This window comes from Serratia sp. OS31 (assembly GCF_014164835.1).
Taxonomy (GTDB): domain Bacteria; phylum Pseudomonadota; class Gammaproteobacteria; order Enterobacterales; family Enterobacteriaceae; genus Serratia; species Serratia liquefaciens_A.
In genome coordinates this window covers 245,359-260,276 of sequence record NZ_JACJFQ010000001.1, presented here as the reverse complement: position 1 = coordinate 260,276, position 14,918 = coordinate 245,359, and the positions used below count along the sequence as shown (strand labels likewise).

Genomic DNA, 14,918 nt, shown 5'->3' with positions numbered 1-14,918 from the left:
GTTACGACAGCACCGAAGAAACCAGCAGTTGGGTATAAGGATGGTGCGGATCGTCCAGCACCCGGTCGGTCAGGCCGCTTTCCACCACCTCGCCCTGTTTCATCACCAGCAAGCGGTGCGCCAGCAGGCGCGCCACGCCGAGATCGTGGGTGACAATTACCGCAGCCAGCTGCATTTCCACCACCAGGGTGCGCAGCAGATCGAGCAGCCGCGCCTGCACCGAAACGTCCAGCCCACCGGTGGGTTCGTCCATAAACACCAGCTTCGGGTGGGTCACCAGATTGCGGGCGATCTGCAAGCGTTGCTGCATACCGCCGGAAAAGGTGGTCGGCAGATCGTCAAGGCGCGACAGCGGGATCTCGACGTCTTCCAGCCACTGTCCGGCCTGACGGCGGATGTCGCCATAGTGACGCTGGCCGATAGCCATCAGCCGTTCGCCGATGTTGCCGCCGGCGGAAACCTTGGGCCGCAGCCCGTCGAGCGGGTGCTGATGCACCACGCCCCAGTCGGTGCGCAGCAGGCGGCGGCGATCGCTCTCCGCCATCGCATATAAATCATGCTGTTGTCCGGCCTGCGGACGGTAGAGGATCTGCCCTTGCTGCGGCGCCAGTCGCGCAGAGATCGACTTCAGCAGGGTGGTTTTGCCGGAGCCGGATTCGCCGACGATACCCAGCACTTCACCGGGGTAGATATCGAAAGACACGTCGCTAAAGCCTTTGCCCGGCGCGTACAGGTGGGTCAGGTTAGCCACCGACAGCAGCGGCGTGGTGCTCAGAGGGGTGGAAGTCATCAGTGCTGCGCCTCTTGCGAAGGTTGCGCCAGTTGCTGCTGGCAGTAATCGGTATCGGAGCAGACGAACATGCGGTTGCCCTGGTCATCGAGCACCACTTCGTCCAGATAACTGTGGCGCGAGCCGCACAGCGCGCAGGGCTCGTCCCACTGCTGCACGCTGAACGGATGATCGTCGAAGTCCAGGCTCTCCACTTTGGTAAAGGGCGGCAGGGCATAGATGCGTTTCTCGCGTCCGGCACCGAACAGCTGCAGCGCCGGCATCATGTGCATTTTCGGGTTATCGAATTTGGGGATCGGCGACGGATCCATCACGTAGCGGTCATTGACCTTCACCGGATAGGCGTAGGTAGTGGCGATGTGGCCGTAGCGCGCGATGTCTTCATACAGCTTCACCTGCATCACGCCATACTCTTCCAGCGCATGCATTTTACGGGTCTCGGTTTCTCGCGGTTCGATAAAGCGCAGCGGCTCAGGGATCGGTACCTGATAAATCAGGATCTGGTCTTCGCGCAGCGCGGTTTCCGGAATGCGGTGGCGGGTCTGGATCAGCGTGGCCTCGGGCGTGCGCTCGGTGGTGGCGACCCCGGCGACGCGCTGGAAGAAGCGGCGAATCGACACGGCGTTGGTGGTGTCGTCGGCGCCCTGGTCAATCACCTTCAGCACGTCAGCACGGCCAATCACGCTGGCGGTCAACTGAATGCCGCCGGTGCCCCAGCCGTAGGGCATCGGCATTTCGCGGCCGCCGAACGGCACCTGATAACCGGGGATGGCGATGGCCTTCAAAATGGCGCGACGGATCATGCGTTTGGTTTGCTCGTCCAGATAACCCAGGTTATAGCCGGTTAATACTTCACTCATCGCGGGCCTCCTGACGCTCGCTAAATTCCTGGCGCAGACGCTTGAGCAGTTCCAGCTCGGCCTGGAAATCGACGTAGTGCGGCAGTTTAAGGTGGGAAACAAAGCCGGCGGCTTCGACGTTATCGGCATGGGCCAGCACGAACTCTTCGTCCTGCGCCGGGCTGGCGATGCCTTCGTCGTACTCGGGGCTTTGCAGTGCACGGTCTACCAGTGCCATTGCCATCGCCTTGCGTTCGGCGCGGCCAAATACCAGACCATAGCCGCGGGTGAAATGCGGCGGCTGGTCAACCGGATCGATAAAGCCGTTAACCATTTCGCATTCGGTTAGCAGGATCTCGCCGATATCAATGGTGAAACCCAGCTCTTCTGGCGTGATCTCCGCTGAAACATAGCCAGTGCGGATCTCACCGGCGAACGGGTGGGTACGGCCATAGCCACGTTGGGTGGAGTAGCTCAGCGCCAGTAAAAAGCCTTCGTCACCGCGCACCAATTGCTGCAGGCGGGCTGAGCGCGAGCAGGGGTAAACCGGAGGATTACGGGTGATATCGTCCGGAATGCTGCCGTCGTCCCGCTCCGCCAATGCCAGCTGTTGTTGACTGAGCAGATCAAAGACGTGGGCACAGTTTTCCGGCAAAGGTTCGTCGGCCTGCGGTGCGCGGGGGGCTTCGCCTTCTGCCAGCAACGCGAAATCCAACAGCCGGTGGGTGTAATCGTAGGTTGGCCCCAGCACCTGCCCGCCGGGCAAGTCCTTGTAAACCGCCGAGATACGACGCTCCAGTCGCATGTTTTCTGTCGCCAGCGGTTCGCCGATCGCCAGGCGTGGCAGGGTGGTACGGTAGGCGCGCAGCAGAAAAATGGCCTCGACCAGATCGCCGCTCGCCTGCTTGATGGCCAACGCCGCCAGCTCGGGATCGTAGATACCGCCCTCGGTCATGACCCGATCCACGGCCAGCCCCAGCTGTTGCTCAATCTGCAGTGTGCCAAGCTCCGGCACGCTGTTGTCGCCGCGCCGCAGCTGTTCTTGTAACTGATGGGCGGCCTCAATGGCTTTTTCGCCCCCTTTAACGGCAACGTACATCAGCACACCTCCACATGGGTGGTTCGCGGTAACGCCAACAGGCGCTCGCCGCAGGTCAGCAGGAAATCCAGCCCCAGCGGGAAGCGCTGCGGGCGGTTAAGCAGGTAATCCAGCAGCGCCGGCGGAAGCTGCGGTGCAATAATCCGTTGATGTTTGATGCCAGGCCCGGTCAGGCGCAGTGGCGTGCCTTGTTCCAGGCTCGCCAACTGCACAATCACCGTAGCGCTGAACTCGGGAGAAATTTCACTGCCGTGCGGCAGCCTCTGTAAATCCGCCGCCTGCAGTTGCGTATCGAACAGTGCGAAACAAACCTCTTCGGCGCGGTCGGCCAGGGGGGCTCCGCTGTGGAAACGAATGTTTGTTAGCGCTTGCTCACTTTCTAGCTCCGGACTCAGCTGGATCGGGGTTTCCTGATCCGTCAGGGTCAGCAAGGCGGCGGTGCTGGCGGCATTCAGCCTGTCCCAAGTCGGGCTACCTTGCAGGGTGACCAGATGTCCAGGTTCGCTTAACGCCTTAAGAATCAAACGAAAAGTCTGCTGAGATTGGTCGATTGGCTGGGTAAAACCTGTCAGTAGGCTCATGATTAATCCCCTCGCACCAGCGTAAAGAAGTCCACCCGGCTGGAGGCGACGGCCCGGGCACGCAGCTGGCGTTGCTCGTGTTGCAGCGCGGCCAGCGGCTCTATCAGCTGTTGTTGCAGCAATTCGGCCTGTTCCGGCAGTTGCAGCAGGGCATCCAGCAGCGCGCAGAGTTCGGCATGCGCCTTGTCGCGCCCGGCGATATAGCTGTAGCCATAGCCGCCGCTTTCGAGCTGTACCACTGCACGGGTGACGGTCATGTCGCCCAAGACGAAGCGGCGGCCGGTGGCGCCCATGCGCCCCTGCAACTGCGTCAGGCCAATTTCCGGTGCGCGGATGCTCTGGTAACGCGGGTTGATATTCAGCGCCTGCCAGTGGCTGCGCAACTGGGCCGGCTGGCTGTGCGCCAGTACCGACATCCAGCGTTGTCTCGGCTGTAAGGCTTGCATTTAGTGCTCCATCGTCAGTTCAATCATGTCGGCGCGCGCCAGGCTGACGGAGTATTCCGCCACGTTGTCGCTGCCGGTGCAGACGTTCAGGGTGCGCACGCACAGCAGCGGCGCCTGAGTGGCAATTTCCAGCATCCGGCTCTCTTTGGCCTGAGCTCGGCGCGCACTGATGCGTGTCTGGCTGCGGGTCAGCGGCTGGTGGATGTTTGATTCGATAAATTCGTGCAGCGAACCGCTGTGGAACTGCTGGAGCGCCGGCCACCAGTCCAGATCGGGCAGATAGTGGTCGATCAGGCTCATCGGTACGCCGTTGACCCGGCGCAAAGTGCGAAGGTGGATCACCGTTTCGCCTTCTTCCCGCGACAAGGCGCTGGCAACATGCCCATTGCATGGGCGTAGCACCGCGAGTAAGCGCTCACTGGTGGGGTGACTTCCCTGCTCGAACAGGTTCTGACTGAAGCGGGTATTGGCATGCAACGGGTAGTCGTAGGGGCGCATCAACACCAGAATGCCGATCCCGTGCCGGCGTTGCAGCCAGCCGCGCTCCACCAATTGATCGACTGCACGACGCAGGGTATGGCGATTGACCTGATAGCGTTCCGCCAATTGCTGCTCGGAAGGCAGGTAGTCGCCGCAGCGGTATTGGGTGCGCAGCTCTTGTTCCAGCTGTGCGGCGATTTGCTGATAGCGGGTGGGGTAACTGGTCGGATGTCTAGATAAGTCCATCATAATAAAAAACCTCGGTGGCCATAACGACATAAAAAATATGCGGTTTATCGGCGTGTCTTACGGTGCTTACCCTGCGGCTTGGAAGACGACGGGCAGGTCCCGTGGTGAAGTTGGCATCATCTTGCAGGCGTCAGATGACAATCGCGTTACGCGTCGGTGGCGAACAGATGAACTATTTTGGACAGGCAGATGATGCGCAGGGAGCCGCAGCGCGCTAAGCTGACGCTATTGATGATTGAACCGAGTTAACCTGATCCCATGCCACATCCCCTGACTGCAACTGAACACCGCGCGCGCCCTTGGCCGTGGTGGAAACCGGCGCTGTTTCTGCTGGTGGTGGCCATCGGCCTCTACTACGTCAAATGGCAGCCTTACTACGGCAAGGCCTTTCTGGCGGCGGACACGCATTCCATCGGCAAATCGATACTGGTCAACGACGACAGCAGCCCGTGGCTGGCGGCCTGGCACTACGCGCTGGTCTATTTCACGGCGGTGTGGAAGGCGGCGGTGCTTGGCGTACTGCTGGGTTCGCTGGTGCAGGTGCTGATCCCACGCGACTGGTTGATGCGCACGCTCGGTCATCCGCGTTTTTCCGGCACTTTGCTGGGTGCGGTGATCGCACTGCCGGGCATGATGTGCACCTGCTGCGCTGCGCCGGTAGCCGCCGGATTACGGCGTCAGTCGGTGTCCAGCGGTGCGGCGATGGCGTTCTGGTTGAGTAACCCGGTGCTGAATCCGGCGACGCTGATTTTCATGGGCTTTGTGCTCGGCTGGCAGTTTGCCGCAATCCGGCTGGTGGCTGGGGTGATCATGGTGCTGGGCATCGCCTGGCTGGTGCAGCGGGCCACCGCCAGGGATGCGCAACCGGCGGCTTTGCCAACGCCGCTGCTGTCGCTGGATAAAGCTGACGAAAGGCCGTTTTTCGGCCGCTGGCTCAGGGCGCTGTGGTCGCTGTTCTGGTCAACCATACCTGTCTACATTCTGGCAGTGTTGGCGCTAGGGGCCGCGCGTGTTTGGCTGTTCCCGCATGCCGATGGGGCGATAGATAATAGTTTGCTGTGGATTATTGGCCTGGCGATCGCCGGTTGCCTGTTCGTGATCCCGACGGCGGCGGAAATCCCGAATGTGCAGACCCTGATGCTGGCGGGCATGGGCACTGGCCCGGCGCTGGCGCTGTTGATGACCCTGCCGGCGGTCAGCCTGTCTTCTTTGCTGATGCTGAACAAGGCCTTCTCTGCCAAGGCACTGTGCCTGACGGCGCTGCTGGTTGCGCTGTGTGGGATCGTCACGGGCGTGGTAGGAATGGGGTTGGTATAAATTGTTTAATAAATAGTCTTTCATTCGTATTTGTGTTGTCACAAATGTGCTAACGTTGACAGGTTTTCAGTTGTTAATTATTGAGCGAATGCAGGAGTATCAAGATGGAAAGCCGTATCCAGTTTCGCATTGAGGATGAGACTAAACGTTTGGCGCAGAAAGCCGCAGAAGCCAAGGGGATCACTTTGAGTGAGGCATGTAGACGTTTGGCTGAGCAAATGGCAGATGAGCAACGGGCAACTGAGCAACATGAGAATTGGTTGAAAGAAAAGGTTGATGCCGCTTTTGCCCGTTTGCATGAAGGAAGCGCGGTCTATCTTGACCAACAACAGGTTGATGAAAGCATGGATGCCTTTAAGGCAAAAGTCCGAGCGAAATACGACCGAAAATAAGGATCGTTATGCGTGTCGAATGGGATGAAGAAGCGCTACGGGACAGGGAACGTATTTTTGATTTTCTCTATCCTTTTAATCTGCAGGCTGCTGAGCAGGCTGATGCTGAGATTGATAAGGCAGTGAGGCGCCTGTTGGATTACCCTGAACTCGGTAAAATTTGGTACAGACAGGCGCGTAAGTTATTGGTCAGCCAGGCTTCATTATTAGTTTTATACGTTGTTGTTGACGACGTGATTAAGGTTTTAGCCGTTGCTCATCAACGAGAGAAATTCCCTGACATATAGAACTAACGCAGCTTATGCACCACCTGATTAGCGCTGCCGCGCCAAATCAGCGCCGGATCTTTTAAGTCCTGCACAAACTTGCCGTCAATCAACACGTTAATCCTGTCCACTATCTGCATTTGCTGCGCATCCAGCTCCGCCAGCCGGTAGCCGGTCCACAGCCAGATATCCTTGCCGGGGCATTCTGCGCGTACCCGTTTCACCAGTTGCAGCACCGCCGCGACGTTGGCGGGGTGCAGGGGATCGCCACCGGACAGCGACAGCCCCTGGCGTGGAATGCGCTTATCGTTCAGGTCGGCAATCAATTGGTCTTCCATCGCCTGGGTAAAAGGCTGGCCGGAGTTAAGCCGCCAGGTGCTTTTGTTGTAACAGCCGGGACACTGGTGCACGCAGCCGGCAACAAACAGCGTGCAGCGGGTACCGGGGCCGTTGACGACATCGATGGGGTAGTACTGGTGATAATTCATCTTTCGCTTTCTGAAGGTAGGGGCTCAGCAGGCTGAGCCCGGATAGCAGGCGCGGTTGGCCGCGCCCCGACCGACAGCAGTCCGGCGTCAGCCGATCTGCCCGTTCCCCAGGTGTTTCACCCGGCGTTTCACCTCTTCTTGCTTGCCGGCATTGAACGGCCTGGCGTCCGGGCTGCCGAGATAACCGCACACCCGGCGGGTGACGGAGACCTTGGACGGCTCGTGGTTACCGCATTTCGGGCAGGTGAAGCCCTTGCTGGTGCAGGAAAATTCTCCGGTAAAACCGCACTCGTAGCATTCGTCGATGGGCGTGTTGGTGCCGTAATAGGGCACGCGGCTGTAGCTGTAATCCCACACGTCTTCGAGCGCTTTCAGGTTGTGCTGCAGGTTCGGGTATTCGCCGTAACAGATGAAACCGCCGTTGGCCAATGGCGGATAGGGAGCCTCAAAATCCAGCTTGTCGTAAGGATTGACCTTTTTCTCTACGTCGAGGTGGAAGCTGTTGGTGTAATAGCCTTTGTCGGTCACGCCCGGCACCACGCCGAAATCGGCGGTATCGAGCCGGCAGAAGCGATCGCACAGGTTTTCGCTTGGCGTGCTGTACAGGCTAAAGCCGTAACCGGTCTCTGCCTTCCAACTTTCCGTGGCGGCCCGCAGGTGCGCAACGATAGCGATCGCTTTGGCGCGCAGCGCTTCATCGTCGTATACGTGTTGTTCGTTGCCGAACAGGGCGTTGATGGTTTCATGCAGGCCGATATAGCCCAGCGAGATCGACGCGCGGCCATTTTTGAAGATCTCGGCAATGTTGTCGTCTGCCTTCAGGCGTACGCCGCAGGCACCTTCCATATACAAAATAGGGGCCACGCGCGCCTTGATACCTTCCAGCCGGGCGATGCGCGTCATCAGCGCTTTTTTCGCCAGCAGCAAGCGTTGATCCAACAGACGCCAAAAACGGCTTTCATCCCCCATCGCTTCCAGCGCAATGCGCGGCAGGTTCAGGCTGATCACGCCGATATTGTTGCGGCCATCGTGTACCAGCTCGCCCTCTTCTTCGTAAGTGCCGAGGAAGCTGCGGCAGCCCATCGGCGTTTTGAACGAGCCGGTGACTTTCACCACCTGATCGTAATTGAGAATGTCTGGGTACATGCGCTTGCTGGCGCATTCCAACGCCAACTGCTTGATGTCGTAGTTCGGATCGCCGTACTGATGATTCAGGCCGTCGCGGATGGCGAACACCAGTTTAGGGAACACCGCCGTCTTACGGTTTTTGCCCAGCCCGGCAATGCGGTTACTCAGGATAGAACGTTGGATCAATCGTGATTCCCAGGAGGTCCCCAGCCCGAAACCAAAGGTGACGAACGGCGTCTGGCCATTGGCGGTGTGCAGGGTGTTGACCTCGTATTCCAGCGACTGGAAGGCGTCATAACACTCTTTTTCGGTGCGCGCCATGGCATAACCTTGCGCATCCGGGATCTGCCACTGTTCGGCGACCTGCTGGTGTTTGTTAAAGCTTTCGGTGACGAACGGCGCCAGGATCTCGTCGATACGGTTAATGGTGGTACCGCCATAAATATGGCTGGCTACCTGCGCGATGATTTGCGCGGTCACTGCGGTAGCGGTGGAGATCGACTTCGGGGGTTCAATCTCTGCGTTACCCATCTTGAAGCCGTTGGTCAGCATGCCCTTCAGGTCGATCAGCATGCAGTTGAACATCGGGAAGAATGGCGAGTAGTCGAGATCGTGGTAGTGGATCTCGCCTCGCTCATGGGCCAGCACCACGTCACGCGGCAGGATATGCTGCTTGGCATAGTGCTTGGCGACGATCCCGGCCAGCAGATCGCGCTGGGTGGGGATCACCTTGCTGTCTTTATTGGCGTTTTCATTGAGCAGCGCCACGTTGCTTTGCTCTACCAGGCCGCGGATCTCCTGGTTCAGCCGTCCACGCAGTTCGCGCGCGACGTCGCGATCGTGACGATACTCAATATAGGCCCGCGCCAGCTGCTTGTACTCGCCGGCCATTAGCTGGTTTTCTACCGCCCGCTGGATTTCATGGATATCGACGCGCGGCTGCTGTGATATCTGCTGAGCGACTACGCGGGCGACGGTTGCGCAGTAGTCCGCATCGACGATCCCCACGGCCAGCGCGGCCCGCTCGATGGCTTGCCCAATACGTGCCTCGTCAAAAGGTACCTGACAACCGTCCCGTTTAATCACTACTGGTTTCACGTTGTTACTCCTTGTTCCCCGAGGGAGCGTTGATGCCCTGCCTTGCAGATTTCTGCCTGAAAGCTATCGGGTATCGGTATGATTTCAGCTTATCCACAGGGCAATGCCGCAGCACGCAAGGGCTGAGGCGACGTGTGGATGATTTTGTGGATAACTACTATATATAGGTGCTGTCGTTTCTTGATGCACTATATATAGATGTTGATGGAGTTCTTTTGACGTAGGACAAAGAAAATGAAAGAGCGCGCGCAAGCTGTACAGACGTTAATTTCGGCCTGAATGCTCAGGCCGGACGAGAGTGGAAATGTTCGAGCAGGAACTCCACCCAGACGCGCACTCGCGGGGGCAGATCGGCGGAGGCATAGTACAACCACAGTTGGGTTGGCCGCGGCCAGCATTCTGCCAGCACCGGCAGTAGAGTGCCCTGCGCAAAGTGATGCTCCGCATACCAACGCGCCAGACAGACGATGCCCAACCCGGCCAGCGCCGCATCCAGTAACATCTCCGGCCGACTGGCCACCAGCCGGCCATGCAGTTCCAGCGTTTTGGCTTCGCCATGCCTGTGCAACGGCCATTTTACGCTGCGGCCGCTAGCCGGGTTACGGTGCAGCAGGCAATTATGTTGCAGCAGATCGTCAGGATCCTGCGGCGTGCCGTGCTGCGCAAGATAGTCGGGCGAGGCCGCCACTACCATCTGCATCGGATACAGTGGCCGCGCCACCAGCCGACTGTCGGGATCGACCCGGCTGCCGATGCCGACGTCAAACCCTTCGCCCACCAGATTGACCACCCGGGCATCCAGTGAGAGATCGAGATCGATCTGCGGATAACGTTCCAGGAATTGCGGGATCAACGGCATCAGGATCTGGCGGCCGAAGCCGGGGATCATGCTGACGCGCACCGTGCCGGAAGGGGCCTGCTGCGCGCTACCGGCAGCTTCCAGCGTGGCAGACAGCGCCTGCCACAGCGGCGCCACCTGCTGCAACAGCACCTTGCCTTCGTCGGTGAGCACCACGTTGTGGGTATTACGCTGGAACAACCGCAGCGCCAGCTTTTCTTCCAGCACGCGGATATTTTTACTGACCGCCGCCGGGGTGACGCCCAGTTGGCGCGCGGCGGCGGAGAAATTCTGCGCCTGGGCGGCCGCGAGGAAGGCCGGCAGCAGGCGGTGCACGTCAAAGGGCAGCGACATAGTGGTTGATACTTTCAGTTGAAATTGAAGTGACCATTCACAGCCTACACCCGCGGCGCTGGAAATGGAAAAATGCGTTATCAAATCTTAATCAAGGATCCTTTATGTCGCGTATTTTAGTGTTGACCGCCCACCGTTTTCCCGACGAATCACGCATCAACAAAGCGTTGATCGAAGCGCTTCGTCCTTTGCCGGACGTCACTGTCCACGAACTGATGCGTGCCTACCCGGACTATCAAATCGACGTGGCGCGTGAGCAAGAGCTGCTGCAAAACCATGATGCGGTGGTGATGCTGTTCCCGTTCTACTGGTACAGCTCACCGGCCATTCTCAGCGAATGGCAGGATGCGGTATTAACCCACGGTTTCGCTTACGGCAGTGAAGGCACCCAGCTGCACGGCAAGCCCTTGCAACTGGTGGTTACCACCGGCGGCAATCAGCAGGCCTATACGGCGGAAGGGTATAACCGCTATCCGGTCGAGGATTTGCTGCGCCCGTTCCATGCGATGGCCAACCTGACCGGCATGGATTATCTGCCGCCGCATCTGGTGCAGGGCGTTTTTGACATGAGCGATGAGCGTCTGGCGCAAGAGGCCGCCGGGGTAGTGGCTCTGTTGAAAAAAGGGCAGGGCGCAGCCTGAGGCCACGCCCTGGGGGTTAGTCCTCTAACAGCCACCACACCGCTTCGAACGGTCGCAGGGTGATGGCCTGCGGCTGCGTAGGCGCATCGGCGTAATTGCTCATCAGCGGACGCCACAACGCTGAAGGTTCCACGCCTTCCGCCTGCCAGGCCAGCGGTTCGCGGCTGAGGTTGGCTGCCACCAGCAGGCGTTGGCCGTTCCAGCGGCGCTGGTAGCACCACAGCGCCGGATGGCTGGGCGCCAGATCCTGATAGTCGCCGTGGGTCAACAGCGGATACTGCTTGCGCAGGGTGATTAACTGACGGTAGGCGTAAAACACCGAGTCCAGATCGGCCAGTGCCGCTTCAGCATTGATTTGCGAGTAGTTTTCCGCACAGCCAATCCACGGGGTTCCCTGGGTAAATCCGGCGTTGGGCGCGGCACTCCACTGCATTGGCGTGCGGCCGTTATCGCGCGATTTAGTGGCCAGGATCGCCAGCAGATCTGCGTCACTTTTGCCCTGTGCGCTATGTTCGGCGTACATGTTCAGGCTTTCCACATCGCGGTACTGCCCGATGGTGCTAAAGCCGGGATTGGTCATGCCAAGCTCTTCGCCCTGATAAATATAAGGAGTGCCCTGCATGCCGTGCAGCACCATCGCCAGCATTTTTGCGGCCGGTACTCGCAGTTCGCCTTCATCGCCGAAGCGCGAAACGATACGTGGCTGATCGTGGTTACACCAGAACAGCGCATTCCAGGCCTGGTTGTGCATGCCCTGCTGCCAGTGGCGGAAAATCTGTTTGAGTTCAACGTAATCCGGCGCCGTCAGCGTCCATTTCTCGCCGCCGGCATAGTCCACTTTCAGATGGTGGAAGTTGAAGGTCATCGACAACTCTTCACCGCTTTGCGCAGCGTACTGCCGGCAATGCTCCAGGGTGGTGGAGGACATTTCGCCCACGGTCATCAAGCCGCGCGGCTGGAACACGTCGCGGCTCATCTCCTGCAGGAACTCATGAATACGCGGCCCGTCGGTATAGAAACGGCGACCGTCCCCCTGAGGATCGGACGGGAAATCCTGCTGCTTGGAAACCAGGTTAATCACGTCGAGGCGCAGGCCGTCGACGCCTTTGTCGGCCCAGAACTGGCACACTTTCTTCAACTCTTCGCGGACCGGCGGGTGTTCCCAGTTGAGATCGGCCTGCTCGGTGGCAAACAGATGCAGGTAATACTGGCCGCTGTCGGCATGCCACTGCCAGGCATTACCGCCAAATTTGGAACGCCAGTTGTTCGGCGGCGCGTCACCTTCGCCATCGCGCCAGACGTAGAATTGGCGGAAGGGGCTGTTCAGTTCTTGCGAGGCTTTGAACCAGGGGTGTTCGGTTGAGGTGTGGTTAAACACCATGTCCATCACGATGCGGATGCTGCGCTGGTGGGCGGCGGCAATCAGTCGGTCGAAATCCTCCATGGTGCCGTAGGCCGGATCGATGGCGCAGTAGTCCGCTACGTCATAACCGTTATCCACCTGTGGGGAGACATACACCGGCGTCAGCCAGATCGCATCGACGCCCAGTTCCTGCAGATAGTCCAGCCGCTGGGTCACACCGGCCAGATTGCCGTAGCCGTTACCGGTGCTGTCCTGAAAACTCTTCGGGTAGATTTGGTAGATGACGCCGTTTTGCCACCAGGGGATTGGATTGCTCATAGTCATACCTTTAAATCGTGACAACGGGCCCGGCATGCCGGGCCCCTACATTTTAATCAGACCGGCAGCTCACCGCGGCTGGCTTTGCGTTTGTAAACCATGATGGTCAGCACCAGCGGGATAATGACCGCCACCAGGATCGCTACCGTGTAAATCATCCAGAACTGCGGTTTGATCGACAGGATGCCCGGCAAACCGCCGACGCCGATGCCGTTGGCCATCACGCCGTCCAGGCCACAGATCAGCCCGGCGAAGGCAGAGCCGATCATCGCGCACAGCATAGGGAAACGGTATTTCAGGTTGATCCCGTACATTGCCGGTTCGGTGACGCCAAGGTAGGCGGAGATGGCCGCCGGGACCGAGATTTCACGTTCGTTGGCCTTGCGGCTGACGATGATGATACCCAGCACCGCAGATGCCTGAGCAATGTTGGACAGAGCAATCAGTGGCCAAACCGGCGTGCCGCCCATGCTCTGGATCATCTGCATATCGATGGCCAGCGTGGTCTGATGCACACCGGTGATCACCAGCGGGGCATACAGGAAACCAAACAGTGCGGCCCCAATCGGCGCGAAGCTGCCGGTCATGACGGCTTTCACCGCCCAGGCTACGCCATCGCCAATCATGCGGCCGAACGGGCCGATAAAGGCGTGCGCCAGGAACACCGCCAGCAGCAGAGAAACGACCGGCACCACCACCAGATACAGGTAATCCGGCACGATCTTTTTCAAGCGGGTTTCAATCCAGCCCAGTGCCATACCGGCCAGCATGGACGGGATCACCTGCGCCTGATAACCGACTTTCTGGATGGTGAACCAGCCGAAGTTCCACACTTCCGGGATCTGCTGGCCGAGCTGATAGGAGTTCATCAACTGCGGGGACACCAGCGTGACGCCCAGCACGATGCCAAGCACCGGCGTGCCGCCCATTTTTTTCACCGTTGACCAACAGATGGCGACCGGCAGGAACATGAAGATGGCTTCACCGAGCAGCCACAGGAAGTCGTAAATGGTTTTCCACGCCGGGTGCATTTGCGCCAGCGTTTGGCCGCCGGACATCGGGATGTCGCCGATCACGTTGCGGAAGCCAAGGATTAAACCGCCGCTGATCAGCGCCGGCAGCAGCGGGAAGAAGATTTCGGCGAAGTGGGAGATAGCACGCTCGCTCCAGGTCATGTTCTGGCGCGCCGCCACCTTGGCCTGTTCTTTATCGGCCTCGTTGACGCCGGTGGTGGCAATCAACGCCTGATAATAATCACCGACCTCCGGGCCAATCACCACCTGGAACTGCCCGGCATTGGTGAAGCAGCCTTTGACCATCGGCAGCTCTTCGATTTCTTTTGGTTTGGCAAGACTTGGGTCGTTGAGAACGAAACGCAGCCTGGTAATGCAATGGCTGACGGTGGCGATATTCTCGCGCCCGCCGACCAGCACAATCAGGCGATCGATATCCTGCTGTTTTACTTTGCCCATTATTAGATACCTTTCTTGGGATGAGACTGCCGCAGAGGTGTTGTTCGAGTGATGATCAAAGCTTAGTCATTTCGCTTTTTTTATGGAATGGGAACGTTCCCGGTTTGGGGCGAGGATCACAAAACGATAAAAAAATGACCACTTGTTGAACAGGGGAAATTTGAGCGCGAGCCGTAACATTTCGTAATATTATCTTGAACTGGCGCAATGGTGGCTATACTGTCAGCCTTAACAATCAACAAGTTGATTGAAATCAGTGGCACTCACGCCTGTATTTTTAAAACCAATACGCTCTACGAGTGCTATTACCACGCACTTTTTTCAAGGAAGAATGATGACTTTGACATTGCCTCGACTGCTTATCGTCTTTACCGCGCTGCTCCTGAGCGCCTGTACCAGTCAAAAAAGTAGCCCGGAACGCCACGCCAAACATGCGGTTTATCAGTTGGCACGTGAAGATTTCTCCCCCGAAATGCGAACCCAAATCCCGGATTCGATAAAAGCGGCTATCCCATTCTTTGACCAGTTTTACCAAATGGGGAAAGCCGATCGGGCCAAGGGCCTAACGCAGCAGCAGGCACAGCAGCAGGAGGCCTATTTCCGCAGCCCAGAATTCCTGAGTGACATGGGGAAGAAAGGGAGATTTATCAATCAGCGATATTCAGTGGATAACCCGCAAAAACAACGCCAGATACTGCTGGATGCCGCCGTTGCAACCTACTGGGATGGTTACGAAGGGCGGCCTTGAGGACTGCCTAC

At 58.5% G+C, this 14,918-nt stretch carries 16 protein-coding genes; 5 read left to right on the top strand and 11 right to left on the bottom strand.

Features of this window, described 5'->3' with window-relative positions; translation table 11 throughout:
• Position 1: 1 nt before the first annotated feature.
• The 6 genes from phnK to phnF are packed head-to-tail and all read right to left on the bottom strand — an operon-like array spanning position 2 to position 4,481.
• Positions 2 to 790 (bottom strand): phosphonate C-P lyase system protein PhnK, encoded by a 789-nt coding sequence (gene phnK, locus H5P17_RS01180; RefSeq protein WP_020824978.1) that lies wholly within the window; start codon positions 788 to 790, stop codon positions 2 to 4.
• Complete coding sequence (locus H5P17_RS01175; RefSeq protein ID WP_020824979.1) at positions 790 to 1,650, bottom strand: alpha-D-ribose 1-methylphosphonate 5-phosphate C-P-lyase PhnJ; 861 nt, start codon at positions 1,648 to 1,650, stop codon at positions 790 to 792. The genes phnK and H5P17_RS01175 overlap by 1 nt, the downstream gene beginning before the upstream one ends.
• Positions 1,643 to 2,728 (bottom strand): carbon-phosphorus lyase complex subunit PhnI, encoded by a 1,086-nt coding sequence (locus H5P17_RS01170; protein ID WP_182820892.1) that lies wholly within the window; start codon positions 2,726 to 2,728, stop codon positions 1,643 to 1,645. Before H5P17_RS01170 ends, H5P17_RS01175 begins: the two co-directional genes overlap by 8 nt.
• Positions 2,728 to 3,309, bottom strand: coding sequence for a phosphonate C-P lyase system protein PhnH (phnH, locus tag H5P17_RS01165; protein WP_182820890.1), 582 nt, complete (start codon positions 3,307 to 3,309; stop codon positions 2,728 to 2,730). Before phnH ends, H5P17_RS01170 begins: the two co-directional genes overlap by 1 nt.
• Before the next feature lie 2 nt (positions 3,310 to 3,311).
• Positions 3,312 to 3,755, bottom strand: coding sequence for a phosphonate C-P lyase system protein PhnG (gene phnG / locus H5P17_RS01160; RefSeq protein WP_182820888.1), 444 nt, complete (start codon positions 3,753 to 3,755; stop codon positions 3,312 to 3,314).
• On the bottom strand, positions 3,756 to 4,481 hold the full coding sequence (phnF, locus tag H5P17_RS01155; RefSeq protein WP_182821002.1) for a phosphonate metabolism transcriptional regulator PhnF: 726 nt from the start codon (positions 4,479 to 4,481) through the stop codon (positions 3,756 to 3,758).
• 261 nt (positions 4,482 to 4,742) lie between these two features.
• Here phnF and H5P17_RS01150 point away from each other — a divergent pair, with 261 nt between their 5' ends.
• From H5P17_RS01150 to H5P17_RS01140, 3 genes are all read left to right on the top strand, one after another.
• Positions 4,743 to 5,801, top strand: a complete 1,059-nt coding sequence (locus H5P17_RS01150) for a permease (protein WP_182820886.1) — start codon at positions 4,743 to 4,745, stop codon at positions 5,799 to 5,801.
• Between the two features lie 104 nt (positions 5,802 to 5,905).
• Positions 5,906 to 6,193: a type II toxin-antitoxin system RelB/DinJ family antitoxin gene (locus H5P17_RS01145; protein WP_020824985.1), complete on the top strand. Its 288-nt coding sequence runs from the start codon at positions 5,906 to 5,908 to the stop codon at positions 6,191 to 6,193.
• Between the two features lie 8 nt (positions 6,194 to 6,201).
• Positions 6,202 to 6,480: a type II toxin-antitoxin system RelE/ParE family toxin gene (locus tag H5P17_RS01140; protein WP_182820884.1), complete on the top strand. Its 279-nt coding sequence runs from the start codon at positions 6,202 to 6,204 to the stop codon at positions 6,478 to 6,480.
• Between the two features lie 2 nt (positions 6,481 to 6,482).
• Here H5P17_RS01140 and nrdG read toward each other — a convergent pair whose 3' ends face one another.
• The 3 genes from nrdG to H5P17_RS01125 form a co-directional block, all read right to left on the bottom strand.
• A complete protein-coding gene (gene nrdG, locus H5P17_RS01135) occupies positions 6,483 to 6,947 on the bottom strand; it encodes an anaerobic ribonucleoside-triphosphate reductase-activating protein (protein WP_182820882.1) in 465 nt (154 codons plus the stop codon).
• 87 nt (positions 6,948 to 7,034) lie between these two features.
• A complete protein-coding gene (gene nrdD / locus H5P17_RS01130) occupies positions 7,035 to 9,173 on the bottom strand; it encodes an anaerobic ribonucleoside-triphosphate reductase (protein WP_182820880.1) in 2,139 nt (712 codons plus the stop codon).
• A gap of 283 nt (positions 9,174 to 9,456) precedes the next feature.
• Entirely contained in the window at positions 9,457 to 10,365 is a 909-nt protein-coding gene (locus H5P17_RS01125; RefSeq protein ID WP_182820879.1) for a LysR family transcriptional regulator, read from the bottom strand.
• A 104-nt stretch (positions 10,366 to 10,469) separates the two neighbouring features.
• Here H5P17_RS01125 and H5P17_RS01120 point away from each other — a divergent pair, with 104 nt between their 5' ends.
• Positions 10,470 to 11,006, top strand: coding sequence for an NAD(P)H-dependent oxidoreductase (locus H5P17_RS01120; protein WP_182820877.1), 537 nt, complete (start codon positions 10,470 to 10,472; stop codon positions 11,004 to 11,006).
• A gap of 16 nt (positions 11,007 to 11,022) precedes the next feature.
• On the opposite strand, the gene treC is transcribed toward H5P17_RS01120, so the two are convergent.
• Complete coding sequence (gene treC, locus H5P17_RS01115; RefSeq protein ID WP_182820875.1) at positions 11,023 to 12,687, bottom strand: alpha,alpha-phosphotrehalase; 1,665 nt, start codon at positions 12,685 to 12,687, stop codon at positions 11,023 to 11,025.
• Between the two features lie 56 nt (positions 12,688 to 12,743).
• The gene (gene treB, locus H5P17_RS01110) at positions 12,744 to 14,159 is read right to left on the bottom strand and encodes a PTS trehalose transporter subunit IIBC (protein ID WP_044553999.1); all 1,416 of its coding nucleotides are present in this window, start codon (positions 14,157 to 14,159) and stop codon (positions 12,744 to 12,746) included.
• Between the two features lie 334 nt (positions 14,160 to 14,493).
• Here treB and H5P17_RS01105 point away from each other — a divergent pair, with 334 nt between their 5' ends.
• On the top strand, positions 14,494 to 14,907 hold the full coding sequence (locus H5P17_RS01105; protein WP_182820873.1) for an Exc2 family lipoprotein: 414 nt from the start codon (positions 14,494 to 14,496) through the stop codon (positions 14,905 to 14,907).
• Positions 14,908 to 14,918 lie beyond the last annotated feature (11 nt).